The sequence below is a fragment of the Streptomyces sp. NPDC031365 genome (assembly GCF_055569765.1).
On sequence record NZ_JBVIIM010000016.1, the window covers coordinates 61953 to 86629 of the forward strand.

Here is a 24677-nt window from a genome sequence, read left to right on the forward strand (position 1 = left end):
ACTTGAAAACGCAGGCATTCCCGCGTGACGTCTGCCGCATTGGTACGACTGCGAGACCCTCCCTGTGGACAACCGGCTCACCTGTCTCCGGCGACCTGGCAGCATGGCTGTGTGACAGCAGCAACGCACTCCACCCTCTTCCCGCAGGTACCGGACTCGGCCGACGCGGTGCTCGAAGGGCTCGATCCAGAGCAGCGGGCCGTGGCCACCGCTCTGCACGGTCCTGTGTGTGTGCTGGCGGGCGCGGGTACCGGCAAGACCCGGGCGATCACCCACCGGATCGCCTACGGGGTGCGCGCCGGGATCCTCCAGCCCTCCAGCGTGCTCGCCGTCACCTTCACCAACCGGGCCGCCGGGGAGATGCGCGGCCGGCTGCGCCAGCTCGGTGCGGTCGGTGTCCAGGCCCGCACCTTCCACTCCGCGGCGCTGCGCCAGCTCCAGTACTTCTGGCCGAAAGCGATCGGTGGTTCCCTGCCCCGGCTCGTCGACCGCAAGATCCAGCTGGTCGCCGACGCGGCCGCCGCCTGCCGTATCCGGCTCGACCGGGGCGAGCTGCGGGACGTCACCGGCGAGATCGAGTGGTCCAAGGTCACCCAGACCGTCCCGGCGGACTACGCGGCCGCCGCCGCGAAGGCCGGCCGGGAGACACCCCGCGACCCCGCCGAGGTCGCCCAGCTCTACTCCGCCTACGAGGATCTCAAGCGTGAGCGCGTCGTCATCGACTTCGAGGACGTGCTGCTGCTGACGGTCGCCGTCCTGCAGGACCGGCACGACATCGCCGACCAGGTCCGCACCCAGTACCAGCACTTCGTCGTCGACGAATACCAGGACGTCAGCCCGCTCCAGCAGCGACTGCTGGAACTGTGGCTCGGCGACCGGGAGAACCTGTGCGTGGTCGGCGACGCCAGCCAGACGATCTACTCGTTCACGGGAGCAACACCCGACCATCTGCTCGATTTCCGCACGCGCCATCCCGGTGCCACGGTCGTCAAACTCGTGCGCGACTACCGATCGACCCCCCAGGTCGTCCGTCTGGCGAACGGGCTGCTCGCCCAGGCCCGCGGCCGCGCCGCCGATCACCGGCTGGAACTGATCTCCCAGCGCGCCGCGGGGACCGAGCCGGTCTTCACCGAGTACACCGACGAGCCCGCGGAGGCCGAGGGGGCCGCGCGCCGCATCCGTGAGCTGATCGACGCGGGCGTCCCGGCGAGCGAGATCGCCGTCCTGTTCCGAACGAACGCGCAGTCCGAGACCTATGAGCAGGCCCTCGCCGATGCCGGGGTGCCCTACCAGCTGCGCGGCGCCGAGCGGTTCTTCGACCGCCCCGAGGTGCGCAAAGCGATCGTCGCCCTGCGCGCGGCAGCCCGCTTCGGCCGCAACGACGCGCTCCTCGACGACGCCCCCGACCTGCCCTCCCAGGTGCGCGCCGTGCTCTCGGGCGAGGGCTGGACAACACAGCCGCCGGCCGGATCGGGCGCGGTCCGGGAACGCTGGGAGTCACTGGCCGCCCTGGCACACCTGGCCCAGGACTTCGCCGCCGCCCGAGCGGACGCCACGCTCGCCGGCCTCGTCGCCGAACTCGACGAGCGGGCCGGTGCCCAGCACGCGCCCACCGTGCAGGGCGTCACTCTCGCCTCGCTGCACTCGGCCAAGGGGCTGGAGTGGGACGTCGTCTTCCTGGTCGGTGTCGCCGAGGGCATGATGCCGATCACCTACGCAAAGACGGACGAGCAGATCGAGGAGGAGCGACGTCTCCTCTATGTCGGTGTCACCCGGGCCCGTGAGCGCCTCCATCTCTCCTGGGCACTCTCCCGCTCGCCCGGCGGCCGGCCGAGCCGCCGCTCCAGCCGCTTCCTCACCGGACTGCGCCCCGGGTCCACCACGGCCGCGAGCCGCGGTGGTGCGGTCGGCCCGGGAGGTGTGGAGCGCGGCTCCTTCGGTACGGCGCCGGGCCGGGCCGCGCCGGGCCCGAGACGTGGACAGCGCAGTCCCGCCCGCTGCCGGGTCTGCGGCCGCACGCTGACCGACGCGGGCGAGATGAAGCTGATGCGCTGTGAGGACTGCCCCTCCGACATGGACGAGGGTCTGTACGAGCGGCTCCGTGAGTGGCGTGCCGACCAGGCGCGGCGCAGCGGACAGCCGGCCTTCTGCGTCTTCACCGACAAGACGCTGATCGCCATCGCGGAGACGGTCCCCGACGACGAGCACGGGCTCGCACGCATTCCCGGGGTGGGGATGCGCAAGCTGGGCCGCTACGGGTCCGATGTCCTGGCCATCTGCGCAGGCCGTGACGTCACCGAGGGGCCGGATCCGGACTGATACGAACTCGTCGAAAAAATAGTTTGCGCATGCCCCAGCGATCCCCATAGGTTCTTAGGCACGGGGACGGTGGCCTTCTCCAAGGCCCTGTTTCCGTGTTCTACTTGCATATCCGCGGACTGGTTCACCCCAGTCCCCCGAGACGCCGAGAGGAGGCGAGTCCAGTGATCAGCATCAACACCAGCTCCATCGTCAAAATGACCGATCGCTCGGCCGTCTCCCTGTGCATTCTCGGCGCCTCGAACCAGGGCACCGGTCTGTCCGGCATCCGTGCCGCACGCCTGGTGTCCTCCCTTGCTCCCGCGGCTCCTGCCATCCGTGAGCGGGATGAGCGACCGACCGAGGCACTGGAAGCGGTAGTGGCAAAGGCGCAGGCCTATGCCTTTGCGGCGGCTGGTGCCGGATTCCGGAAGCAGACGACGCAGCACCACCTGATGTGGGCCTTCCGTGGGCCAGAACCCTGGAGTGATCCAGCCTGATTCGATCAGGCCGGCGCCTTCAGGGCCGCGGAACCCCAACCGGGATCCGCGGCCCTTCTGTTTTCCCCGAACGGGGAGGCGGAGCGAAGCGCCTCGGGACAAGAAAGAACCCGGTACCAAGCCGCCACCCGGCCAACAGGCCGGAAACGACCAGACGAGGAAGACGAACCGTGCAACTCGAAGCGCACGCCCCGTCCGTACCGCCTTCCGACACGATCCCCAAGTCCGGCTCCACGGAGGACCCGACCTTGACTCCGCTCACCGCGCTCACCGCGCTCGACGACGCCATCGAGAACCTCGGCGTGCCCGTCCCGTGCCGCTCCTACGACCCGGAGGTCTTCTTCGCCGAGTCGCCCGCGGACGTCGAGTACGCCAAGTCCCTCTGCCGCACCTGCCCGCTGATGGAGGCATGCCTCGCCGGCGCCAAGGAGCGGCGTGAGCCGTGGGGCGTCTGGGGTGGCGAGCTGTTCGTCCAGGGAGTTGTCGTCGCCCGGAAGCGGCCGCGTGGCCGCCCGCGCAAGAACCCGGTCACGGCATGAACACCCCAGGAACGATCGACCGCCCCCTCACGCGCAACCCCCAGAAGCAGGCCCCGATGATGCCGTCCACTCACGAGCCCGCAGGCTCCGCGACCGAAGACTTCACCACCAGTGGTGCGAACGACTCGCGCCAGAACAGGACCCGAGAGATGCAACTCATCCCAGAAGCCATGGCCCGTGCGCGAATGCACGAGCGACTGCAGGAGGCGCAAGAGGAGCGCCAGGCTGTGCGCCTGGTGACCGCGCGCCGGATGCAGCGCCGGGCCGAGCGTGCCTCCCGGCGTGCCCGCCGCGCGCTCGCCATGGCGGTCATGCAGTAACCGATACCACCTGAAGCGGTGGCCTCCGTGCCGGAGGCGCGGCTTTCTCCTGCGGGGGCCGGTCCGTGTGAACGGAGCGGCCCCCGCAGGGCGTTGTGCCGCGCGGCCAGCCCGGAACGGCGTTATCTTCGCCGGATGACGAGTCGTTCCGGTGACAGTGACGACGACGGTCCCGTGGCCGAACCCGAGCCGCTGGTGTGCGCCCGCTGCGGCACCCACGCCGAGGGCTCGCAGCCGGCCTGGACCTTCTCCGTGGAGAACGGTGCCCGGCGGCACTACTGCGAGAGGTGTTCCCGCGACAATCTGCGGGCGATCGAGGGGCGACTGGACTCGCGGTGGTGGTAGCGGCGGCCGGCACCCGCGGTTCTCGCCGCGCCCGGGGTCGGCCGGCCGCGCCGGTCACGCCTCCGCGGCCGGTTCGTCCCGAAACTCCTCCGGGACGAATGCCGGAAGCCACTCCTCCAGTTCGTCCCGCAGCCGCACCGTCGCGCCCAGCTGGCAGAGCACGCCGATCGTGCTGAGGGTCACCCGGTGGATCAGAAAGTAGGCGGGGGGAAGGTTGAGCTGCTTGGCGAGCTGGGAGGCGGGTGAGCGGGGGTCGGCTATCCGGGCCGCCTGACTCCGCATCCACCCGCGGGTGAAGGTGAACTCGTCGGCCCGGGCCGGCTCGATGATCGGCATCAGGTAGTCGAGGACGGCGTCGGGGTCCAGCTCTATCGACTCCTTGACGAAGCCCTCCGTGCGGAGCATGTCGTAGACCGCTTCCGCCTCGCCGTCCAGCGTCATGCGCAGGGCCTCGCCGATGGGGGAGGGCAGTCCGCCCGGGAGCCGGTCGACGGTGCCGAAGTCCAGTACGCCCAGGCGCCAGTCGTCCTCGCCGTCCGGACCACCGGGCAGCAGGCGGAAGTTGCCCGGATGGGGGTCGGCGTGCAGCAGTCCGGTGCGGGCGGGGCCGGAGAACAGGAAGCGGGCGAGGAGCTGGCCGGCCCGGTCACGTTGTGCCTCGGTGCCGTCCGAGATGATCTCCGACAGCGGGATGCCGTCCATCCACGTGGTGATCAGTACCTGCTCGCACTGATGCACCACATCCGGCACGACGACGTCGGGATCGCCGGCGAACTCCTCGGCGTGGGCCCGCTGGGCCTGGGCCTCCAGGCCGTAGTCCAGTTCCTCCGACACACGGTCCTTCAGCTCCGTGATCAGCGGTTTGACGTCCATTCCGGGAATGAGCGGACCCAGTAGACGGGCGAAGCGGCTGAGCTGGTTCAGATCGGACAGCAGGGCCTCGCCGGCCCCCGGGTACTGCACCTTGACCGCCACCTCGCGGCCGTCGTGCCACACCCCCCGGTGCACCTGACCGATCGAGGCCGCCGCGGACGGCTGCTCCTCGAACTCCAGGAACAGCTTCTGCCACCCTTCGCCCAGCCGCTTCTCGAGCACCCCGTGAACGGTACGGGTCGGCATCGGCGGGGCCGCCTCCTGGAGTTTGGTCAGCGCCGCGCGATAAGGGCCGGCGACCTCCTCCGGGAGCGCCGACTCGAAGACCGAGAGGGCCTGGCCGAACTTCATCGCACCGCCCTTGAGCTCGCCGAGCACCTTGAACAGCTGCTCGGCGGTGCGCTGCTGGAGCTCGCGGCCGACAAGCTCGGCGGACTCGCCCACGATCCGCTTGCCGAGTCCCCAGGTCGCCCGCCCGGCGAAGCCGAGCGGGAGCGCGGCCAGCTTGGCGGTCCGGGTGACCGCCTTGCGGGGAAGATCAGACATGCGCCCTCCAAGTACCTGCCGGCCGCTTCGCGTCCGCCTGACGGCGCCACTTGTCCGACGGCCCCTGCACGGCCATTGTCTCGCGCGACCCCCCGTCCCCGGCGGTGTGTTCTCCCTTACCTTTTTCCGGGTGTCGTCCCGTCCTTTTCTCCGGGTCCTTCCCGGCAGCCCCGCACGGGCAGGCGGGGTGGGGCCACACCGGCCGAGCATGCCAGGTCAGGCCGGGAACGGACACCTCCCAGCGCGCACCCGCTGTGGACGGAACCCGGCCGTCGAGGAAGGCGAGCGCATGTGCGGCCGCCAGTCCCGCCACCGTCACGGCCAGCGTCAGATCGCAGGCGCCGACCTGGCGCCGGCGGCCGGAGCGCCATTGGGCGACCAGCCGGGGCCAGGCCGGGTCCCGGTCGACGCGGTCCTGCTGGAGACACCCCGCACAACCGGTCTCGCCGGGCAGCACCAGCGGACCGGCCACACCGGTTCCCTCCACCACGCCGGCATAGAGATGGGGTGTGCCCGAGGCGAAGAGGGTTTCCGCGGCCGACGGGTCGGGCGCGTACACGGCGACATCGTCCCGCGGGGCGAGGACCACCAGGGAGAAACCAGGGCCGCCCTCGTCGAGGGGTGACCGGGCGGTCCGGCGCGGCGGGCGGTCGGGTGCGGCCCGGCGCACCGCCCGGCGGACCGCCTCCTCCCGGCGCTCCCCGACGGCCTCGGCGGGCAGCCCGCCCGGCGCGACGTCCCACGGTTCGACCCGCCCGACGTCACGCACCTCCACCTCGCCCACTCCGGCCCCCGACAGCAGGGTCGCGACTGCCGCGCCCACCCGGCCCGCGCCTCTCACCTGCACCCGCATACTGCGACGTGCCGCCAGCCGGCGGAGCGGATCGCCGGGATCGGAGGTGGTCAGGGCGAGGGAGGCCAGGTCCGGGCGGAGCCGCTCGAGGATCTCCGGTTTCCGGCGCAGGGCCTCGCCGGCCGGGCCGCCGCCCCGGGCGTCGTCCAGGAGCCCGGCCCGCGACAGTCGCCGCACGAGCCGGTCGACATGACCGTCGGGCAGATCCATGCGCCGTCCCTCCTCGCGCAGGAGCTCCACACCGCGGGTGCCGTCGAGCAGGTCGAGGAAGCTTCCCGTGGCCGTGTCCACCGGGCCCACGGTCAGTGCGTGCGCCGGTGTCATCCCGAACTGCACGGTGTTGAGATCGCGCCAGCCGCGCCTGAGCGCGGGCTTCACCATCGGATGCATGACAGGCCCCCGTACGTCCTGGATTGTCCCCGTGAGTGGCCGAGCCCTTTCGTGGTTCGGCCACAGATGCCAGCATGCCGGGACGTGCCGTGGGTCGCCGAAAGTTGTCCACAGGCGGTGGAATACATCGTACAAATCCGGCGCATGGTGAGGGGATCGTCATGGAACCGTCCCGGAGTCAAGACTTCCCCGTGTGCAGCGGGTAACGTCGGGGCGTGCCCGCCGACCCACTGCACAGCGCCGGAAAACCACAGCGCAGCACGACGAGCCAGCCGACGAGCGGCTCAAGGGCGAGCGCGATCGAGGTCCGCAGGAGCGCCCGTCGACGCAGAACGGTCTCCGCGTACCGCGAGGGCGATCGCACCGTCGTGCTCATCCCCGCCCGGATGTCCGAGGCGGAGGAGCAGCGCTGGGTGAGCGTCATGCTCGACAAGCTGGCCGCCCAGGAGAGCCGACGGCTGCTCGGGGACACGGAGCTCGCCGAGCGCGCCCGGCGGCTGTCGGACCAGTACTTCGACGGGCGCGCCAGGCCCGCCTCCGTACGCTGGGTGACCAACCAGAACACGCGCTGGGGCTCGTGCACCCCGTCCGAGGGCAGCATCCGGCTGTCCCACCGACTGCAGGGCATGCCCGAGTACGTCGTCGACTACGTCCTCTGCCACGAGCTGGCGCATCTGCTGGTGCCCGGGCACGGTCCGCGTTTCTGGCGGCTGCTGGAGGCCTATCCCAAGACCGAGCGGGCCCGTGGCTACCTCGAGGGCGTGGTCGCGGCCGAGCGGCTGCCGCACGTTCCCGGAGCGGACGAGGGCTGAGCACCACCCGGCGTGAGCGCACGGTGGGCCCGCGCACGCCTTGTGTACCGGGTCTGTACCGACTTCATCCACTGTCGGCGTTTGCCGTTAGCCTGGCGCGACGCACTCACATTCGGGATGGGGGACGGTCGTACGTATGGCCAGGGAATTCCAGCGCGGCCACAAGGCCAGGATCAGTGACCTCACCGCGGGCACAGATCTGTACATCGGTGTGCAGATCTCCGGCCCGGGGCTGAACTTCGACATCAGCTGCTTCGGCCTCGACGCCGACGAACGGCTTTCGGACGACCGGTACTTCGTCTTCTTCAACCAGCCGAAGTCCCCCGAGGAGTCCATTCAGCTCCTGGGCGCCCAGGCGGGTGACACGGAGTCCTTCCGCGTGACCCTGGACCGGATTCCGCAGCAGATCAGGAAGCTGTCCTTCACGGCGACGCTCGACGGTGCCGGGCAGATGTCGCAGGTCGGCCCTGGGTACATCCGTATCGTCGCGGGTGGCGAGGAAGTGGCCCGGTATCCCTTCAGCGGCTCGGAATTCTCCACCGAGCGGGCCGTGATGCTCGGCGACTTCTACTTCAAGGACGTGTGGCGGTTCGCCGCCGTCGGACAGGGCTTCGACGGCGGGCTCGACGCGCTGCTGAGGAATTTCGGCGGCGAGGTCGCCGAGGAGGAGCCGGCCGCCCCGCAGCAGCAGCCGGGGGGCGGAGCGTCGCCCGGGTTCGCGCCGCCCGACCAGTCCACCGCGCCCCCCGCGTTCGGCGTACCCGGAGGCGGCGCCGCGCCCCCTCCGGCCCCGGCGCCCGCTCCGGCCCCCGCACCCCAGCCCGCCGCACAGGGTTTCGCGCCGCCTCCGGGTGTCACCCCGCCGTCGGCCCCCGCGCCCTCCGTGCCGCCGGTGCACTCCGCGCCGACCATCGTCGCGCCCCTGAACACCCCGCCCGGCGGTCACCCGGTACCGCCCCCGGCTCCGGCGCCCTACGGCCAGCCCGGTCAGCAGCCGCCGCCGTACGGCCAGACCGCCCCGCCGCCCCCGGGTTACGGCCAGCCGCAGGCACCGCAGGCACCCGCCCCGCCCCCGGGCTACGGCCAGCCGCAGGCACCGCAGACACCGCAGGCACCCGCCCCACCGCCCGGTTACGGCCAGCCCACGCCCCCTCCGGGCTACGGGCAGCAGCCCCCTCCCGGACAGGTGCCCCACCAGCAGGCCCCCTACGGCGCACCCCAAAGCGCACCACAGAGCAGCCCGGGTGTCCTCGGCGCGCTCCAGCAGTTCAAGGAGACGCCCACCGGGCAGCGCTGGACCCAGCAGAACAAGAAGCTCGTCCGCGCCGACCTCGGCATCGGCGGACAACCCGTGCTGGCCCGGCAGGGCAGCATGGTGCTCTACCAGGGCAAGGTCGACTTCAGTTACAAGGGCGCCGGCTTCTCCGGCCGGATCGTGGGCAACGCCACAGGCCAGGAGATGCAGCTGATGCGCTGCACCGGCCAGGGCCAGGTGTTCTTCGCCGAAGACTCCACGATGCTGCACCCGATCGAGCTCCAGGGCGACGCCGTGTGCGTCTCCGCCGAGAACGTCCTCGCCTTCGACGAGGGCCTCCAGTACGAGGTCCGCCGCATCGAGGGCCACGGCATCCCCGGTGGCGCCCTGTTCACGATGCAGTTCCAGGGCACCGGCACGATCGTCGTCAAGACCCACGGCACGCCCGTGGTGCTGCCGGTCACGCCCACCACCTTCGCCGACTGCAACGCCGTGGTCGCCTGGTCCGCCGCCTCCCAGGTGGTCGTCTCCAGCCAGGTGCGGATGCGCCGCAACTCCTACCCCGGTGACACCGGGGAGAGCGTCAACCTCCAGTTCCGGGGCGCACCCGGCAACTTCATCGTCGTCCAGCCGTACGAGATCTGAGGGAGCCCGTCATGAACCAGCCACTCGCGGGCTACGCCCCCGCCCCCGTCACCGCCCGCATGGAGAACCACGGCAACCACATGCTCAAGGTCGCCATGCAGACCGGGAACGACCTTCTCGCGCGCGTGGGCTCGATGGTCGCCTACGAAGGGTTCGTCCAGTACGAGCCCAATCCGCCGGCCGTGCGCCAGATCGCCAAGGACTGGATGACCGGCGAGGGCGCACCCCTGATGAAGTGCTCCGGCGACGGCCTGCTCTACCTCGCCGACTACGGCGCGAACGTCGTGGTGATCAACCTCAACGGTGACGGCATCTCCGTCAACGCCACCAACCTGCTCGCCTTCGACGCCCATCTCACGTGGGGCGTGGAGCGGGTCAAGGGCCTGGCGAAGTTCGCCGGACAGGGTCTGTGGAACACCAAGATCTCCGGACAGGGCTGGGTCGCGCTGACCTCGCGCGGCAAGCCGATCGTCGTCGACTGCGGTGGCGGCGACGACGAGACGTACGTCGACCCGGACGCCCTGGTCGCCTGGTCCCCGAACCTCAAGGTGAAGGGCAAGCGCAGCTTCCGCGCCCAGTCGCTGATCGGCCGCGGCAGCGGCGAGGCCTACCAGATGGCCTTCTCCGGTCAGGGCATCGTCGTCGTCCAGCCCAGTGAGGACAGCACCGACCGTCTCCGGGTCCGGGGCTGAGGGGGAGCAACCACATCATGCAGAGCCCACTTTTCGCCTTCAACGATCAGCAGAGCCAGGAGCGCTGGAGTCTGCAGAACCAGCAGATGCTCCGCGTCGCCCTGGAGGGCCACGACGACATTCTCGCCCGCAAGGGCAGCATGGTCGCCTACCAGGGACTCATGGAGTTCGACGCCGAGTTCCAGAGCAACAGCGCGTCACGCGCGCGTGCGCACACCGGCGAGGGCCTCGACCTGATGCGCTGCCACGGGCAGGGCACGGTCTACCTCGCCAACCTCGCCCAGCGCATCCACGTCATGGACGTGGATCACGACGGGCTGACGGTCGACAGCAGCTACGTACTTGCGATGGACTCCTCGCTGCACCACGAGGTCATCGCCGTCGACAGCCTGTACGGCATCTCCGGCTCCGGTAAGTACCAGCTCAACATCACCGGCAACGGCAAGGTCGCCCTGATGACCTCCGGCATGCCGCTGTTGATGCAGGTCACACCGGACAAGTACGTCAACTGCGACGCCGACGCCATCGTCGCCTGGTCCACCTCGCTGCGCGTGCAGATGCAGGCCCAGACCCACTCCTCGGGGGTGTGGCGGCGCCGTGGAAGCACCGGCGAGGGCTGGGAGCTCAGCTTCATGGGCAGCGGCTTCGCACTCGTTCAGCCCAGCGAGCTGCTGCCGCCGCAGAACGCCCAGATCGGCTCGGGACTCGCCGCGCAGTACGGCATGGGTCAGCAGGGTGCCCGCAGCCAGAACCAGGGCAACGCCTGGAGCTGACCGGCGGAGCGACTGCGGTAAGGGGTGACCACCAGAGGCGGTCGCCCCTTACGTGCGTCAGGCGCCGAGCCTCGCCCGTGTGGCCTCCACCAGACGGAGGACCGACTCGTCGGCCACGTCCTCGGTCTCGTCGTAGGAGAACCAGCGCAGGTCGAGGGACTCGTCGCTGATCGCGTGTGCCGCGTCCGGCGGGGCCGCGGCCGCGTATTGGACGTCGAAGTGCCAGTGGCACGGCGGCGGGATCGGATGCCGGTCCAGCCGCACGGGACCGCCCGCCAGAAGCGCCAGGTCCGGGATGCCGGACTCCTCCGTCGCCTCCCGCAGGGCCGCCGCGGCCAGCGAGGCGTCGCCGGGCTCGCAGTGGCCGCCCATCTGGAGCCACATCCGCAGCTTCCTGTGCAGGGTGAGCAGCACCCGGCCGCGCTCCGGATCGATCACCAGAGCGCTCGCGGTGACATGGCCCGCGTGGCAGGCCTTCCACATGCCGTCCGGATGCGCGGCGAGATGATCGAGATACGCCTGGCGCAGCTCCGCCTGGTCCCCGTACGCCTTGAGCACGAGGACCGTGTCGTCGTACAGGCTCACTCGGCGTCGTCGCCCTTGTTTCCGCCGTTGCCGTCGCCCTCGTCCTTCTTCCGGAGGTCGGGCTTGTCCGCGGCCTCGCCGAGCATCTTGTCCAGCTCGGAGAAGTCGATCTGCTCGCGGTGCACGAAACCGTCCGGGTCGTCCAGGTCGGTGGCCGTCGGCAGCATGTCCGGGTGCGCCCACAGGGCGTCCCTGCCATCGACGCCACGCGCGTCGGTGAGGGAGGCCCACAGACGCGAGGCGTCACGCAGCCGGCGCGGACGCAGTTCCAGACCGATCAGCGTGGCGAACGTCTGCTCGGCGGGGCCGCCCGAGGCGCGACGGCGGCGCAGGGTCTCGCGCAACGCGTCGGCCGACGACAGCCGCGGCTTGGCGGCCGCGTGCACCACCGCGTCGACCCAGCCCTCGACGAGCGCCAGCGCCGTCTCCAGGCGGGCCAGGGCCGTCTTCTGCTCCGGCGTGTCCTCCGGCTGGAACATGCCCTGCTGGAGAGCCTCCTGCAGTTGCTCGGGATTCTGCGGGTCGAACTGGCCGACGACGTCCTCCAGCTTGCCGGTGTCGACCTTGATCCCGCGCGCGTAGCCGTCGACCGCGCCGAAGAGATGCGAGCGCAGCCACGGGACGTGGGCGAACAGACGCTGGTGGGCGGCCTCGCGCAGGGCGAGGTACAGCCGGACCTCCTCCTGGGGGACGCCCAGGTCCTTGCCGAAGGTCTCGATGTTCAGCGGCAGCAGCGCGGCCCGCCGGGCCGGGCCCAGCGGCAGGCCGATGTCGGACGAACCGACGACCTCACCGGCGAGCACGCCGACGGCCTGTCCGATCTGCGTGCCGAACATGGCGCCGCCCATGGAGCGCATCATGCCGATCAGCGGGCCGGCCATGGCCTGCATCTCCTCCGGCAGGACGTCGCCCATCGCGTTCCCGACGCGCTCGGCGACCGGGTCGACCAGCTCCCGCCAGGCCGGCAGGGTGGCCTCGACCCACTCCGCGCGGCTCCATGCCACGGCGGAGTTGGCGCCCGACGGCATAGAGGTGGCGTCGTCCAGCCACAGGTCGGCCAGACGGACGGCCTCCTCCACGGCCTTGCGGTCCGCGGGCCCGACGCTCGCGTCCTTCGAGCCCTCCGCGGTCCCCTGGGAGACCGTCTGCCGGGCGATCTGCTTGGCCATGTCCCAGTTCACCGGCCCGCCCTCGTAGGAGAGCATCTGGCCGAGCTGCTGGAACGCGGCGCCCAGGTCGTTCGGGTTCAGCGACCCGAACATCGCGGCGAACGGATTGTCCGCGCCCGGGCCGCCAAAGCCTCCGGCTCCGGGCACACCGAAACCGAAGGGGCCGACCGGGCCCTGACCACCGCCGCTCTGCGGGTCCTTCTTCTTGCCCTCGTCGCCGTCGTCCGGCTCCTCCGGCGGAAGGCCGAATCCGAATGGGGTGTCACTCACGGGTTTCCTCGGCTGGTAGGGCCACCGGTTCTTTCCGGCGGCACGGCTGCCCGACAACACCACCCAGCGTAGACACCTGGAGCGGTTCGGGCCTCGGTGCTTCGCCGACACAGGGCCTGCGGCAGGATGGATGCCACCTGGTACGTACGCGTCGCTTGCGCTCGTACTGAAGACAACCGCTGGAGACGCCCGGTGAGTTCCCCAGATCCGCAGGTTCGCGCAGCGCGAAACAAGTCAACCAGTCCCGCGCCACGCGGGCCCGTCGTAGCGGTCACCGGAGCCGCGTCCGGAGTCGGCGCGCTGCTGACCGCGCGGCTCGCCGCTTCGGAGGAGATCAGACAGGTCATCGCCATCGACGAGCGGCGCGGCGAGTGCGCCGAGGCACGCTGGCACATCCTGGACGTACGGGATCCGGCCATCGCGGACAAGCTCCGCGGGGCCGACGTGGTGGTCCATCTGGCGCTCGACATCGATCTGGAGAGCGATGCGGCCGCCCGGACGGCCTACAACGTACGGGGCACACAGACCGTGCTGACCGCTGCGGCGGCCGCCGGTGTGCACCGGGTGGTGCTGTGCACCTCGACGATGGTCTACGGGGCGCTGCCGGACAACGAGCTTCCGCTGTCCGAGGACGCGGAACTGCGCGCCACGGCGGAGGCCACGGGAGTCGGCGATCTCCTGGAGATCGAGCGGCTGGCGCGCCGCGGACAGCGCGCGCACCCCGGCCTCAATGTCACCGTCGTACGCCCCGCCGTGTTGGTGGGAGGCACCGACACCGCACTGACCAGGTACTTCGAGTCACCTCGGCTGCTCGTGGTGGCAGGATCACGGCCCGCGTGGCAGTTCTGTCATGTCGACGATCTGTGCAGTGCCCTCGAGTACGCCGTGCTGGAGAAGGTCGACGGTGAACTGGCTGTCGGCTGCGACGGCTGGCTGGAACAGGAGGAGGTCGAGGAGCTCAGCGGGATCCGCCGGATGGAGCTGCCCTCGGCGGTCGCGCTCGGCGCGGCGGCCCGGCTGCACCGCATCGGACTCACACCGTCCCCGGCCGGGGATCTGGCCTACACGATGTATCCCTGGGTGGTCAGCGGGAGCCGGCTGCACGACGCCGGGTGGCGGCCCGCGCACACCAACGAGGAGGTGCTCGCGGAACTGCTGGAGGAGGTGTCGGGCAGGCACACGGTCGCCGGACGGCGGCTGGGGCGCAAGGACGCGACGGCGGCGGGCGCGGCGGGTGCGACGGTGGCCCTGTTGGGCGCGGCGGCGGTGGTGCGCCGGGCCCGGAAGGCCCGCCGCCGGATCTGATCACCGAGGCCGGCGGTGTCTCCCACCTCCGGGTCCGAACCGGCAGGCGCGCACGCCGGGCGGCAGCCGTATTCCGGGTTGTCGTCGCGGTGGGGCACGATGGGGGCATGGCATCCACGCACGATCACCCGGGTGAGCAGGCCGCACAGGATCCGATCAAGCTGCTCGCGATCCGCGACACGCCGCTGTCGGTGGACGAGATCCTCCGCGCGGTCGGGGACGACGCGGCCGGCGGGACGGCGCTGTTCGTGGGAACCGTGCGCAATCACGACGGTGGCACCGATGTCGACGAGCTGGGCTATTCGTGTCACCCCAGCGCCGAGGACGAGATGCGGCGGATCGCCGAGAAGGTCGCGGCCGAGTACCCCGTACGGGCGCTCGCCGCCGTCCACCGGGTGGGGGACCTCCGGGTCGGCGACCTCGCCGTGGTCGTCGGCGTGTCGTGCCCGCACCGGGGGGAGGCCTTCGAGGCCTGCCGGAAGCTGATCGACGACCTCAAGCACGAGGTGCCCATCTGGAAGCACCAGCGGTTCTCGGACGGGACCGAAGAGTGGGTCGGCGCGTAGCGCCGTCTTTGAGGGGTGGTGGTCGGGCGACGGGAGGGCGGGTCGGCGCGTAGCGCCGTCTTTGAGGGGTGGTGGTCGGGCCGGGTGAGGGCCTGTCGGGAAGGGCCGGACCTCCGGTTGCACAACCGCACCCCAGAGGTGAGCGTTGTCACTGCGGATGGTTAATCTGCTGATCAGTCAGTTGCGGACGCTCATGGGGTTGGGAGGTCGGCATGGCGGCGCTCGCCTGGTTGCTGATTCCGCTGGTGGCCGCGATCGGAGCGGGGCTGTGGGGCAGCTGGGCCAACAGGACCCGGAAGGTGCGGAGCGACGGCCCCGAACTCATCGGTTACGCCCGGTTCCGCGAGGCCATGGAGAAGCCGCGGTCGGACCGCTGAAGGCCGTACATGAGCAGGTCACGGCGTACGAGACGGCAAGGGCCGCCCGACCGGCGGCCCTGACGGTGCGCTGACAGGCCCGTCCCGTACTGTCGATGCATGCCACGCCGCACCGCGACGATGCTCGCCTCCACCCTGATGCTGATCGCGCTGCTGTGCGCGGGAGTCTTCATCCCCGTGCCGTACTCGGAGATGTCGCCGGGGCCGACGGTGAACACGCTGGGCGAGCACGACGGCGAGCCGGTGCTGCAGATCGCCGGACGCAAGACCTATCCGGCGGACGGCCACCTCAACATGACCACGGTGCGGGTCACCAGTGCCGACTACCGGATGAACCTCGTCGAGGCCGTCTCCGGATGGCTCGCGCACGACAACAAGGTCGTGCCGCACGACACGCTCTACCCCAACGGCAAGACGGAGGAGCAGTCCACCCAGGAGAACGCCGAGGAGTTCAGCCAGTCCCAGGAGAGTGCCAAGGTCGCGGCACTGAAGGAACTGGACGTCCCGGTGAAGTCCTGGGTGATCGTTTCCACGGTTGTCAAGGGGTCCCCGTCCGAGGGGAGACTGCACGCGGGTGACGTGATCAAGGCCGTCGACGGCAAGGCGGTGAAGGAGCCGTCCGATGTCGCCGAACTGGTGACCGAGCACAAGCCCGGCGAGGACGTCGTCTTCACGATCGTGCCCGCCAAGGAGCAGGCCGCCGCCGAGAAGCAGAAGCGGACGCCGACGAAGACCGAGAAGGTCACGATCACCACCACGAGGTCCGACGACGCCGGCGAGAAGCGAGCCATCGTCGGGATCTCCGCCGGGACCGACCACACCTTCCCGTTCGACATCGACATCAAGCTCGCCGACGTGGGCGGGCCCAGCGCGGGCCTGATGTTCGCCCTCGGTATCTACGACAAGCTCACTCCGGGCAGCCTGACCGGCGGCACGTTCGTCGCGGGCACCGGGACGATCGACGACAACGGCAAGGTCGGGCCGATCGGCGGGATCGAGATGAAGACGGTCGGCGCGCGTGACAAGGGCGCCGAGTACTTCCTCACGCCCGCCGACAACTGCGCGTCCGCCGCCAGGGACACCCCCGAGGGCCTCACCCTGGTGAGGGTGGAGACCATCGACGACGCCCTGGGCGCGCTGGAGGACATCCGCTCCGGCGACACCGCCGGACTGCCGGAGTGCACGGTCTCCTGACCGGAAGGCCTACTCCGCGAACGTCGCCGTCAAAGCCTCCGCCAGTCCCGGCACCAGGTCCGAACCGGTGAGGACCGACGTCGGGGAGTCCTTCTCGCGCAGCCGCAGCGCGGACTCGCGGGAACCGTCGCGCAGTACCGCGACCGTCATACGGACCTCCTGACGCTCCGGGTGCTCCGCCACCCACCTGGTCAGCGCGGCCTCGTCCAGATCCTTCGGGACCTGCGCCTCGGCGGACGGCGGCAGCATCAGCCGTTCCACGGTCAGGGCGCAGCCCGCCACGGCGTCGGGCCAGGCGATGGTGCCCAGGAATTCGTCGAGCGGCTTGCCCGGGGGAATCTCGTCCTGCTCGATCGGGGTGAAGGCGACGGTCTCCTGCTCGCCGCCGAGGCCGAGCCGGCCCGCGAGCGAGGGCTGCTCGGCCCGCAGCCGGGCGGTGTCTACGAGGGCGAACAGGCGTGCGGGCTGGTCCCAGCCGAGTCCGGCGGCGTACTCGTCGATCTCGAGCACGGCCCGGGTGAGCGGGTTGGCGGCCATGGGTGTGTTGGACATGGTCACAATCCTCTCTCGTTCCTCGCCGGAATCGGGAACCGAGTAAAGCGTGAGTAAGTTGCATAGGTGTGGGTCCACGATCACGGGGGGCCACACATGGTCCGTGAAACCGCGGGCCTGACGAATCAACAGCGAACTTCGAGGTGCCTACCTTGGCTTTCCAGATGCCGGACCGCGGCGGAGGCCCGACGGGGCCACGGATCAGAGTGGGCCGCCCGTCCCGGCGGGTCCGGACCCTGCTGATGACACTGGGCGTCCTGGCCGTCCTCGGCATGGTGTTCACCATGTTCGCGGGCTTCTGGACCGACTGGTTGTGGTACCGCTCGGTCAACTACTCGTCCGTCTTCACGACGACCCTGTGGACCAAGATCGGACTGTTCTTCGTCTTCGGGCTGCTGATGGCCCTCGCGGTCGGCTTCAACATCTGGCTGGCGCACCGCACGCGGCCGCCGCTGAGTGCCATGTCCATGGAGCAGCAGAACCTCGACCGGTACCGGATGGGCGTCGCCCCGTACAAGAAGTGGCTGCTGCTCGGCATCACCGCGCTGGTCGGTCTGATCGCCGGCGCCTCGGCGTCGAGCCAGTGGCGGACCTGGCTGATGTGGGTCAACGGCGTGTCGTTCGGTCAGAAGGACCCGCAGTTCAAGCTCGACGTCTCCTTCTATGCCTTCGACCTGCCCTGGTACCGGTTCATGCTCGGCTTCGGCTTCGCCGCCACGATTCTGGCGCTGATCGCCGCCGCGCTCACCCACTACCTGTACGGCGGGTTGCGCATCACCAGCCCGGGCGCGCGCGCCACGGCCGCGGCCACCGGGCACCTGTCGGTGCTCCTCGGCGTCTTCGTCACCCTCAAGGCGGTCGCGTACTGGCTCGACCGGTACGGACTGGCCGTGAAGTCCAGCGACTTCAAGGCGACCGACAGCTGGACGGGCCTGAGGTACGTCGACGCCAACGCCTATCTGCCGGCCAAGACGATCCTGTTCTGCATCGCCGTGATCTGCGCGCTGCTGTTCTTCGCCACGCTGTGGCGGCGCACCTGGCAGCTGCCCGTGATCGGCTTCGGTCTGATGGTGCTGTCGGCGATCCTCATCGGCGGCCTCTACCCGGCGATCGTGCAGAAGTTCCAGGTCCAGCCGAACGAGCAGGCCAAGGAAGCGCCGTACGTCGAGAAGAACCTCAAGGCCACGCGTGAGGCCTACGGGATCAACGACTCGCAGGTCACCGAGTTCCCGGGCACGGCCCAGACCGAGGACAAGACCAAGCTGCGGGACGACGTCACCGACGCGGCGAGCATCCGGATCATGGACCCGAACATCGTCTCGCCGACGTTCCAGCAGCTCCAGCAGATCAGGAACTACTACGCGTTCCCGACCAACTTGGACGTCGACCGCTACCCCAAGGACGGCAAGGACCAGGACACCGTCATCGGTCTGCGTGAGCTGAACTACGACGGCATTCCGAAGCGGAACTGGATCAACGACCACTTCCGGTACACGCACGGATACGGTGTCGTCGCCGCGGAGGGCACCAGCGCCGACGCGGGCGGCCGCCCGGCGTTCACCGAGTCCGACCTGCCGTCCAAGGGTGACCTGGGATCGTACGAGCAGCGCGTCTACTACGGCGAGCGGACGACGACGTACTCGATCGTCGGCGGTCCCCAGAAGGAGATCGACTACTCCGACGACAGCGGTGAGAAGACGTACAGTTACCAGGGCGACAGCGGAGTCAATCTCGCCAACCCGGTCAACCGGGCCGCCTACGCGGTGGCGTTCAGCGAGCCGCAGATCCTGTACTCCGGTGCCATCGGTGAGGGTTCGCGGATCCTGTACAACCGCACGCCCAAGGAGCGCGTCGAGGCGATCGCCCCGTGGCTGACCATCGACGGCGACGCCTATCCGGCGGTCGTGGACGGCCGGATCCAGTGGATCGTCGACGCCTACACGACCACCAACGGCTATCCGTACGCCTCGCGGACGACCCTCGGGGACACCACGGCCGACTCGCTGACCGCCACCAACGACCAGCGCGCGGTGGTGGCCCAGCAGAACCAGGTCAACTACATCCGCAACTCGGTGAAGGCGACCGTCGACGCGTACAGCGGCGAGGTCAAGCTCTACCAGTGGGACACCAAGGACCCCGTCCTCAAGACGTGGATGAAGGCGTTCCCCGACACGGTGGAGCCGAGGAGCGAGATCTCGGGCGACCTGATGGCCCATCTGCGCTACCCGCAGGACCTGTTCAAGGTGCAGCGCGAGCTGCTGACCCGCTACCACGTGAAGGACGCCACCACGTTCCTCTCGGGCAGCGAGGTGTGGGAGGTGCCGGACGACCCGACGAACAAGACGGGCGACGCGGTGCCTCCGTACTACCTGAGCATGAAGATGCCGGACCAGCAGGAGCAGGTCTTCTCGCTCACCACGACCCTCACTCCGAACGGACGTGACAACCTCAGCGCCTTCGTGGCGGTGAACGCCGACCCCGGCACCAAGGACTACGGAAAGATCAGAGTCCTGAAGCTGCCGACCAGCACCACCGTCTCCGGACCGCAACAGGTCCAGAGCCAGTTCAACTCCCAGCAGGACATCGCCGAGACCATCAGGCTGCTGAGAGGCGGCGACTCGGAGGTCGAGTACGGAAACCTCCTGACCGTCCCGCTCGACGGAGGACTGCTCTACGTGGAGCCGGTCTACGTACGCGGTGGCGGACTGAAGTACCCGCTGCTGCGGAAGGTGCTGGTGACCTACGGAGGCCAGACCGCGTTCGAGGACACCCTCGAGAAGGCCCTGGACAAGATCTTCGGCGGAGAGGGCGCACCTGTCGAGCCACCACCGGGCGAGGACGAGGGAACGGGTGAGGACGAGGGCACCCAGCCACCGCCCGCATCGGAGGACCCCACGGTCCAGGAGGCTCTGAACGACGCCCAGAAGGCATTCGAGGCCGGCCAGGAAGCCCTGAAGGACAATGACTGGGAGGCCTACGGCAAGGCGCAGAAGGACCTGGAGGAGGCGCTCCGCAAGGCCGAGGAGGCCCAGTCGACCGAAGGGGGCGGCGGCGCCGGCGGCGGGGACGGCAAGCCCAGTCCCGACGCCAGTCCGACCGGTTAGCGAGCAGGCTGGTCAAAGGCCACTCCCGCGCCGTGCTACGGTTGCAACACAACGGCGCGGGGTGGAGCAGCTCGGTAGCTCGCTGGGCTCATAACCCAGAGGTCGCAGGTTCAAATCCTGTCCCCGCTACTGAAGTCGCGCAGTCGGCGACAGCAAAGGCCCGGACTCCTCAAGGAGTCCGGGCCTTTGTGATGTGCGAACGCATGTGCCTGAGCGGACGACGGTCGTGCCGCCGACGGGAGTTGGGGGATCTGTGTTTGACTTGTCTCTCTGTGGGCATGTCGACAAAACGCTGTAGTGACCTCACTGGCTGCGGTATACCAGGTGTACCCAGGTTGCAGGTGGTGCGACGATGGATGGTATGGGGGACAAGGCAACTCTGTTCGGGACAGGGCGTTTTGTGCAGTCCTCCCCCCGGGAGGAATCTCGCGACGAGGCGGGTGAAGCCGCCGACGACGCGGCGGAGGAGCTGCGGCAGCGGCTCGCGGCCGAGGCCGGCGACGTCGAGGCGATGAGCGTCCTCGGCGCCATGCTGCTGCGCCGCGGCGATCTCGACGGAGCCGAGCCCCATCTGCGTACCGCCACCGCCGCGGGTGACCGTGCCGCCGCGAACAATCTGGGCGTCCTGCTGCACCAGCGGGGTTACCCCGACGAGGCCGCCGGCTGGTGGCGGATCGCCGCCGTCGCCGGCTCCACCGCGGCGGCGCACGCGCTGGGCCGCCACCACCGCGAGCGCGGCGACGAGCCCGCCGCCGAGTACTGGCTGCGCCAGTCCGCCGAGCAGGGCCACGCTCTGGGCGCCTATGCCCTGGCCGACCTGCTGGAACACCGTGGGGACACGGCCGGTGCCGAGCGCTGGATGCGGGCCGCGGCCGAGCGGGGGCACCGGGAAGGGGCGTACCGGCTGGCTCGCGCGCTGGACCGCAAGGCCGCACGGGCGTCCGACGACGGCGCGGCACCGGTCGAAGAGGCCGAGCAGTGGTACCGCCAGGCCGCCGCGCGCGGACACCGCCGGGCGGCGCTGCACCTCGGGGCGATCCTGGAGAAGCGCGGCGAGCTCAAGGAGGCAGGCCGCTGGTACCTGACCTCCGCCAAGGACGGAGAGGCCCGGGCCGCCTGCGCGCTCGGCTTCCTGCTGCGCGACGCCGGGGACTCCGAGAACGCCGCCGTGTGGTGGCTGCGGGCCGCTCAGGACGGCGACGGCAACGCCGCCAACGCGCTGGGCGCGCTGCACGCCGAGCGGGGCGAGACCCAGACCGCCGAGCGCTGGTACCGGGCCGCGATGGACGCCGGTGACATCAATGGCGCGTACAACCTCGGGCTGCTCTGCGCCGACCAGGGCCGGACGGCTCCCGCTGAGCAGTGGTACCGCCGTGCCGCCTACGCGGGTCACCGCGAGGCGGCGAACGCGCTGGCGATCCTGCTGCTGCGGGCCGGGGACGAGACGGGCGCGGAGCCGTGGTTCTCCAAGGCGGCGGAGGCGGGCAGCGTGGACGCCGCCTTCAACCTGGGCATCCTGCACGCCGGCCGGGGCGAGGAGCAGGCCGCGCTGCGCTGGTACGAGCGGGCGGCGGCCGCCGGGCATGCGGAGGCTGCCCTGCAGGTCGGCATGGCGCTGCTGCGGGACGGCGAGGAGGGCGAGGCGGAGCGGTTCCTGCGGTGCGCGGCGGGCGGAGGGAGCGCGGAGGCCGCGTACCGGCTGGCAACGGTGCTGGACGCCCGCAGGCCGCCGGAGCCCGCGCACGAGCTGGGGGAACCGGTGCACCGGCGCAGCGAGTGCGAGGAGTGGTACGAGCGGGCGGCCACCCAGGGGCACCGGCGGGCGCAGGTACGGGTCGGCATGCTCGCCGCGGCCCGGGGGGATGTGCTCGAGGCGGCGCGGTGGTACCGGGAGGCCGCGGAGGCCGGATCGCGGAACGGGGCGTTCAATCTGGGGCTGCTGCTGGCCCGGGAGGGCAGCGAGCCCGAGGCGGCGGTGTGGTGGACGCGGGCGGCGGACGCGGGCCACGGTCGTGCGGCATTGCGGCTCGCGCTGGTCTGCGCGCGGAGGGGGGAGCTGGCGGATGGACAGCGGTGGGCGGACCGGGCGGCGGCGCTCGGGCCTGCGGCGGTGACCGAGCGGGCTACGCGGTTGCGGGACGCGTTGCGTGAGGAGCTGTCGGCGTGACGCTGCGCTGGCGGGGTGCGCTGGCGGGGTGGGGCGTCGGCAGGGCTGGGCTGTGCGGGAGTCGCAGCTGGGCGGGGGTGTTGCGCGTCCCGGCGATTGCGGGGTGCCGCTGCGCCCACCCGTGCCGCCCAGCGGCACGATTGCCCGCAGTGGGGCGGCTGAGTGCTGTCGTGGTGGGGCGGGCCGCGGTGTTGCCCGTGGTGGGCGCGGCGTGCGGCTGCTCCCGGTCAACGGATTTGCTTCTGTCGGCGCCCTTGACGTAACGTTGCGTTCAACGACGCGGGGTGGAGCAGCTCGGTAGCTCGCTGGGCTCATAACCCAGAGGTCGCAGGTTCAAATCCTGTCCCCGCTACTGAAGACCGATGGCCGGAATCCGAAAGGATTTCGGCCATCGGCCGTTGTGGCCCCGGCATCATCAGTGCCGGGGCTTTCCTTCTTCGTCCGGGAGTCGGGAGTCCGGGAGTCGGTTCCTACGCCGCCGCCGCGCAGTTCGGGCAGACACCGCGGTAGGTCACTTCCACGTCCGAGACCGTGAAACCGAAGCGCTCCGTGTCGGGCAGGTCCGCCAGCGGGTTGCCGGTCGGGTGGACGTCGCGGATCGCCCCGCACCGCGCGCACACCAGGTGGTGGTGCGGACGGTGGGCGTTGGGGTCGTAGCGCTTGGCCCGCCTGTCCGTGGCGACTTCCAGCACCTCACCGAGCGAGACCAGCTCACCCAGGGTGTTGTAGACGGTCGCGCGGGAGATCTCGGGCAGCCGGGTGACAGCCCGGGCATGGACCTCGTCGGCCGTCAGGTGGACGTGTTCGCCGTCGAGGACCTCGGCCACGACACGGCGCTGCGCGGTCATGCGCCATCCACGTCCGCGGAGCCGTTCCAGAAGGTCACTCATAGGCACCAGACTAACAGCAGGGGGACCGTGTCCCGAATGGGTGTGACTTTGGAGCTCTACTTGATTTAGACATTGTCTATTACGGGACGCGAGGGGCGTATGAGGCTGGAGGCCGCGGCCCAGGCCCTGCGCGGCTGATTCCAGCGCTGGACCGCTTGCCGATCGACGGGCCGGACCCCTCGGGGGTCCGGCCCGTTTCGCGTGCGCCTACACCGGAACGTGCTGGGCCCGCTGCCGCTGAGGTGCCCAGCAGCGGATGACATCGCGGACCGAGACGATGCCGGTGGGCTCGCCCCGGTCGAGCACGATCAGATGACGGAAACCGCCGTGGGTCATGGCGACAGCTGCCTCCTCCAGGGTCCAGTTCGGGGTGGCGAAGACGACGTCGGTGGTGGTGTGGGCGTGGGCGCGCTCGGTGTCCGGATCCTGTCCGGCCCCGAGGGAGTTGAGGACGTCGCGCTCGGTGAGAATGCCGATGCCGGTGCCGTCGGGGTCGAGGACCACGGCCGCGCCCACCCGGCGGGCGGACATCAGGGCGGCGGCCTGTCGGAGTGTGTGTGCGGGGCCGATGGTGAGGACCACGGTGCTCATGGCGTCACGGACGAGCATGGATGGAGCCACCTCCTACCGGAAAACGCGAGGTCACGGGCACAAGAGCCGGCTTGTTCGCGGTTTCACAAATTCACAAGTGGGGGGACTCTCAGAGTGGCAGGCAAAGCGGGGGGCAACAAGAGGGCGTGCGCGGCGGGTTGGGGGCGCACGTGGACCTCGCGCAATCTCAGTAGCGCTGGTTGAGGTACCCCAGCAACTCGTCGTGCAGCAGCCCGTTCGACGCCGCCGCGTTGCCGCTGTGCGGTCCCGGGCGGCCGTCGAGACCCGTGAACGAGCCGCCGGCCTCCGTGACCACGATCGCGGTGGCCGCCATGTCCCAGAGCGACAACTCGGGCTCGGCACACATGTCGACCGACCCCTCGGCGACCATCATGTACGGCCAGAAGTCGCCGTACGCGCGCGTGCGCCACACCTCCCGGCTGAGGTCGAGGAAGCCGTCCAGCCGCCCCTGCTCCTCCCAGCCGCTGAGCGAGGAGTACGCGAAGGAGGCGTCGGAGAGCTTGGAGACGCGGGAGACGCGCAGCCGGGAGGCCGACGACAGACTGCGGCCGGAGAAGGCGCCGTACCCCCGCGCGGCCCACCAACGACGGCCCAGGGCAGGGGCGGACACGACACCCACGACCGGCTGGAATCCTCCCTCGCCGGCCTCCATCAGGGAGATCAGCGTGGCCCAGACGGGCACACCGCGGACGTAGTTCTTGGTGCCGTCGATCGGATCGATCACCCAGCGACGCGGCCCCGTGCCCTCGACGCCGTACTCCTCGCCCAGGACCGCATCCCTCGGACGGGCGCGCTGGAGGTGGCCGCGGATCAACTCCTCCGCCCCCTTGTCCGCCTCGCTGACCGGCGTCATGTCCGGTTTCGTCTCCACCTTGAGGTCGAGGGCCTTGAACCGGTCCATCGTCGCGGCGTCGGCGGCGTCCGCGAGGACATGGGCGAGACGCAGGTCGTCAAGGTAGTCGGGCATGCAACGAACGGTATCTGCCGAGGTCGGTGCGGGGCTACCGGGGGCGGCGCCCGAGAGCCCTTGACAGTGCCCGACGAC

The 24677-nt window shown here is 70.4% G+C and carries 23 protein-coding genes and 2 tRNA genes; 17 read left to right on the forward strand and 8 right to left on the reverse strand.

What is annotated here, in order from left to right; genetic code table 11:
- The first annotated feature begins 24 nt into the window (after positions 1 to 24).
- The 5 genes from ACZ5C2_RS23070 to ACZ5C2_RS23090 all read left to right on the forward strand — a co-directional run bounded on the left by ACZ5C2_RS23070 (position 25) and on the right by ACZ5C2_RS23090 (position 4002).
- The gene (locus ACZ5C2_RS23070; RefSeq protein WP_468794004.1) at positions 25 to 2319 is read left to right on the forward strand and encodes an ATP-dependent DNA helicase UvrD2; all 2295 of its coding nucleotides are present in this window, start codon (positions 25 to 27) and stop codon (positions 2317 to 2319) included.
- Between the two features lie 164 nt (positions 2320 to 2483).
- Complete coding sequence (locus ACZ5C2_RS23075) at positions 2484 to 2798, forward strand: hypothetical protein (RefSeq protein ID WP_468794007.1); 315 nt, start codon at positions 2484 to 2486, stop codon at positions 2796 to 2798.
- Between the two features lie 170 nt (positions 2799 to 2968).
- Entirely contained in the window at positions 2969 to 3337 is a 369-nt protein-coding gene (locus ACZ5C2_RS23080) for a WhiB family transcriptional regulator (RefSeq protein WP_215205507.1), read from the forward strand.
- Complete coding sequence (locus tag ACZ5C2_RS23085) at positions 3334 to 3657, forward strand: hypothetical protein (RefSeq protein WP_468794010.1); 324 nt, start codon at positions 3334 to 3336, stop codon at positions 3655 to 3657. The genes ACZ5C2_RS23080 and ACZ5C2_RS23085 overlap by 4 nt, the downstream gene beginning before the upstream one ends.
- Before the next feature lie 135 nt (positions 3658 to 3792).
- The gene (locus ACZ5C2_RS23090) at positions 3793 to 4002 is read left to right on the forward strand and encodes a hypothetical protein (RefSeq protein ID WP_468794013.1); all 210 of its coding nucleotides are present in this window, start codon (positions 3793 to 3795) and stop codon (positions 4000 to 4002) included.
- A 54-nt stretch (positions 4003 to 4056) separates the two neighbouring features.
- On the opposite strand, the gene ACZ5C2_RS23095 is transcribed toward ACZ5C2_RS23090, so the two are convergent.
- Positions 4057 to 5421 (reverse strand): ABC1 kinase family protein, encoded by a 1365-nt coding sequence (locus ACZ5C2_RS23095; protein WP_468794016.1) that lies wholly within the window; start codon positions 5419 to 5421, stop codon positions 4057 to 4059.
- A complete protein-coding gene (locus ACZ5C2_RS23100; RefSeq protein WP_468794019.1) occupies positions 5414 to 6664 on the reverse strand; it encodes a TOMM precursor leader peptide-binding protein in 1251 nt (416 codons plus the stop codon). Before ACZ5C2_RS23100 ends, ACZ5C2_RS23095 begins: the two co-directional genes overlap by 8 nt.
- A gap of 215 nt (positions 6665 to 6879) precedes the next feature.
- On the opposite strand from ACZ5C2_RS23100, the gene ACZ5C2_RS23105 reads away from it, so the two are divergent.
- From ACZ5C2_RS23105 to ACZ5C2_RS23120, 4 genes are all read left to right on the forward strand, one after another.
- Positions 6880 to 7476 (forward strand): M48 metallopeptidase family protein, encoded by a 597-nt coding sequence (locus ACZ5C2_RS23105; protein ID WP_468794022.1) that lies wholly within the window; start codon positions 6880 to 6882, stop codon positions 7474 to 7476.
- Between the two features lie 136 nt (positions 7477 to 7612).
- Positions 7613 to 9376, forward strand: a complete 1764-nt coding sequence (locus ACZ5C2_RS23110; protein ID WP_468794026.1) for a TerD family protein — start codon at positions 7613 to 7615, stop codon at positions 9374 to 9376.
- 11 nt (positions 9377 to 9387) lie between these two features.
- Positions 9388 to 10068: an AIM24 family protein gene (locus ACZ5C2_RS23115; RefSeq protein WP_215205501.1), complete on the forward strand. Its 681-nt coding sequence runs from the start codon at positions 9388 to 9390 to the stop codon at positions 10066 to 10068.
- 17 nt (positions 10069 to 10085) lie between these two features.
- The gene (locus ACZ5C2_RS23120; protein WP_468794029.1) at positions 10086 to 10841 is read left to right on the forward strand and encodes an AIM24 family protein; all 756 of its coding nucleotides are present in this window, start codon (positions 10086 to 10088) and stop codon (positions 10839 to 10841) included.
- 57 nt (positions 10842 to 10898) lie between these two features.
- Here ACZ5C2_RS23120 and ACZ5C2_RS23125 read toward each other — a convergent pair whose 3' ends face one another.
- Positions 10899 to 11426, reverse strand: coding sequence for an NUDIX hydrolase (locus ACZ5C2_RS23125; RefSeq protein WP_468794032.1), 528 nt, complete (start codon positions 11424 to 11426; stop codon positions 10899 to 10901).
- The gene (locus ACZ5C2_RS23130; protein ID WP_468794035.1) at positions 11423 to 12865 is read right to left on the reverse strand and encodes a zinc-dependent metalloprotease; all 1443 of its coding nucleotides are present in this window, start codon (positions 12863 to 12865) and stop codon (positions 11423 to 11425) included. The genes ACZ5C2_RS23125 and ACZ5C2_RS23130 overlap by 4 nt, the downstream gene beginning before the upstream one ends.
- A 192-nt stretch (positions 12866 to 13057) precedes the next feature.
- Here ACZ5C2_RS23130 and ACZ5C2_RS23135 point away from each other — a divergent pair, with 192 nt between their 5' ends.
- From ACZ5C2_RS23135 to ACZ5C2_RS23150, 4 genes are all read left to right on the forward strand, one after another.
- On the forward strand, positions 13058 to 14170 hold the full coding sequence (locus ACZ5C2_RS23135; RefSeq protein WP_468794038.1) for an SDR family oxidoreductase: 1113 nt from the start codon (positions 13058 to 13060) through the stop codon (positions 14168 to 14170).
- 107 nt (positions 14171 to 14277) lie between these two features.
- Positions 14278 to 14736, forward strand: coding sequence for a molybdenum cofactor biosynthesis protein MoaE (locus tag ACZ5C2_RS23140; protein ID WP_468794042.1), 459 nt, complete (start codon positions 14278 to 14280; stop codon positions 14734 to 14736).
- A 212-nt stretch (positions 14737 to 14948) separates the two neighbouring features.
- Positions 14949 to 15113, forward strand: coding sequence for a hypothetical protein (locus ACZ5C2_RS23145; RefSeq protein ID WP_228969642.1), 165 nt, complete (start codon positions 14949 to 14951; stop codon positions 15111 to 15113).
- A gap of 99 nt (positions 15114 to 15212) precedes the next feature.
- Positions 15213 to 16307, forward strand: coding sequence for a YlbL family protein (locus ACZ5C2_RS23150; protein WP_468794045.1), 1095 nt, complete (start codon positions 15213 to 15215; stop codon positions 16305 to 16307).
- Between the two features lie 9 nt (positions 16308 to 16316).
- Here ACZ5C2_RS23150 and ACZ5C2_RS23155 read toward each other — a convergent pair whose 3' ends face one another.
- Positions 16317 to 16859 (reverse strand): PPA1309 family protein, encoded by a 543-nt coding sequence (locus ACZ5C2_RS23155; protein WP_468794048.1) that lies wholly within the window; start codon positions 16857 to 16859, stop codon positions 16317 to 16319.
- 164 nt (positions 16860 to 17023) lie between these two features.
- Here ACZ5C2_RS23155 and ACZ5C2_RS23160 point away from each other — a divergent pair, with 164 nt between their 5' ends.
- The 4 genes from ACZ5C2_RS23160 to ACZ5C2_RS23175 all read left to right on the forward strand — a co-directional run bounded on the left by ACZ5C2_RS23160 (position 17024) and on the right by ACZ5C2_RS23175 (position 22482).
- The gene (locus tag ACZ5C2_RS23160) at positions 17024 to 19963 is read left to right on the forward strand and encodes a UPF0182 family membrane protein (protein WP_468794308.1); all 2940 of its coding nucleotides are present in this window, start codon (positions 17024 to 17026) and stop codon (positions 19961 to 19963) included.
- Positions 19964 to 20018: 55 nt separating this feature from the next.
- Positions 20019 to 20092, forward strand: a tRNA-Met gene (locus tag ACZ5C2_RS23165).
- A 223-nt stretch (positions 20093 to 20315) separates the two neighbouring features.
- The gene (locus ACZ5C2_RS23170; RefSeq protein ID WP_468794051.1) at positions 20316 to 22130 is read left to right on the forward strand and encodes a tetratricopeptide repeat protein; all 1815 of its coding nucleotides are present in this window, start codon (positions 20316 to 20318) and stop codon (positions 22128 to 22130) included.
- Between the two features lie 278 nt (positions 22131 to 22408).
- Positions 22409 to 22482: transfer RNA gene (locus ACZ5C2_RS23175), tRNA-Met, on the forward strand.
- Between the two features lie 118 nt (positions 22483 to 22600).
- Here the strand turns inward: ACZ5C2_RS23175 and ACZ5C2_RS23180 are convergent.
- The 3 genes from ACZ5C2_RS23180 to hisN all read right to left on the reverse strand — a co-directional run bounded on the left by ACZ5C2_RS23180 (position 22601) and on the right by hisN (position 24599).
- Complete coding sequence (locus ACZ5C2_RS23180; RefSeq protein ID WP_468794054.1) at positions 22601 to 23020, reverse strand: Fur family transcriptional regulator; 420 nt, start codon at positions 23018 to 23020, stop codon at positions 22601 to 22603.
- Positions 23021 to 23227: 207 nt separating this feature from the next.
- Positions 23228 to 23629, reverse strand: coding sequence for a CBS domain-containing protein (locus tag ACZ5C2_RS23185; RefSeq protein WP_468794057.1), 402 nt, complete (start codon positions 23627 to 23629; stop codon positions 23228 to 23230).
- Between the two features lie 169 nt (positions 23630 to 23798).
- Positions 23799 to 24599 (reverse strand): histidinol-phosphatase, encoded by an 801-nt coding sequence (gene hisN / locus ACZ5C2_RS23190; RefSeq protein WP_468794060.1) that lies wholly within the window; start codon positions 24597 to 24599, stop codon positions 23799 to 23801.
- Between the last annotated feature and the right edge of the window lie 78 nt (positions 24600 to 24677).

Coding starts and splice junctions, on each gene's coding strand:
- ACZ5C2_RS23170 (WP_468794051.1), top strand. CDS start 20,316: ATGGATGGTATGGGGGACAAGGCAACTCTGTTCGGGACAGGGCGTTTT.
- hisN (WP_468794060.1), bottom strand. CDS start 24,599: ATGCCCGACTACCTTGACGACCTGCGTCTCGCCCATGTCCTCGCGGAC.
- ACZ5C2_RS23160 (WP_468794308.1), top strand. CDS start 17,024: ATGCCGGACCGCGGCGGAGGCCCGACGGGGCCACGGATCAGAGTGGGC.
- ACZ5C2_RS23145 (WP_228969642.1), top strand. CDS start 14,949: ATGGCGGCGCTCGCCTGGTTGCTGATTCCGCTGGTGGCCGCGATCGGA.
- ACZ5C2_RS23140 (WP_468794042.1), top strand. CDS start 14,278: ATGGCATCCACGCACGATCACCCGGGTGAGCAGGCCGCACAGGATCCG.
- ACZ5C2_RS23185 (WP_468794057.1), bottom strand. CDS start 23,629: ATGCTCGTCCGTGACGCCATGAGCACCGTGGTCCTCACCATCGGCCCC.
- ACZ5C2_RS23085 (WP_468794010.1), top strand. CDS start 3,334: ATGAACACCCCAGGAACGATCGACCGCCCCCTCACGCGCAACCCCCAG.
- ACZ5C2_RS23120 (WP_468794029.1), top strand. CDS start 10,086: ATGCAGAGCCCACTTTTCGCCTTCAACGATCAGCAGAGCCAGGAGCGC.
- ACZ5C2_RS23100 (WP_468794019.1), bottom strand. CDS start 6,664: ATGCATCCGATGGTGAAGCCCGCGCTCAGGCGCGGCTGGCGCGATCTC.
- ACZ5C2_RS23155 (WP_468794048.1), bottom strand. CDS start 16,859: ATGTCCAACACACCCATGGCCGCCAACCCGCTCACCCGGGCCGTGCTC.
- ACZ5C2_RS23115 (WP_215205501.1), top strand. CDS start 9,388: ATGAACCAGCCACTCGCGGGCTACGCCCCCGCCCCCGTCACCGCCCGC.
- ACZ5C2_RS23090 (WP_468794013.1), top strand. CDS start 3,793: ATGACGAGTCGTTCCGGTGACAGTGACGACGACGGTCCCGTGGCCGAA.
- ACZ5C2_RS23110 (WP_468794026.1), top strand. CDS start 7,613: ATGGCCAGGGAATTCCAGCGCGGCCACAAGGCCAGGATCAGTGACCTC.
- ACZ5C2_RS23150 (WP_468794045.1), top strand. CDS start 15,213: ATGCCACGCCGCACCGCGACGATGCTCGCCTCCACCCTGATGCTGATC.
- ACZ5C2_RS23180 (WP_468794054.1), bottom strand. CDS start 23,020: ATGAGTGACCTTCTGGAACGGCTCCGCGGACGTGGATGGCGCATGACC.
- ACZ5C2_RS23095 (WP_468794016.1), bottom strand. CDS start 5,421: ATGTCTGATCTTCCCCGCAAGGCGGTCACCCGGACCGCCAAGCTGGCC.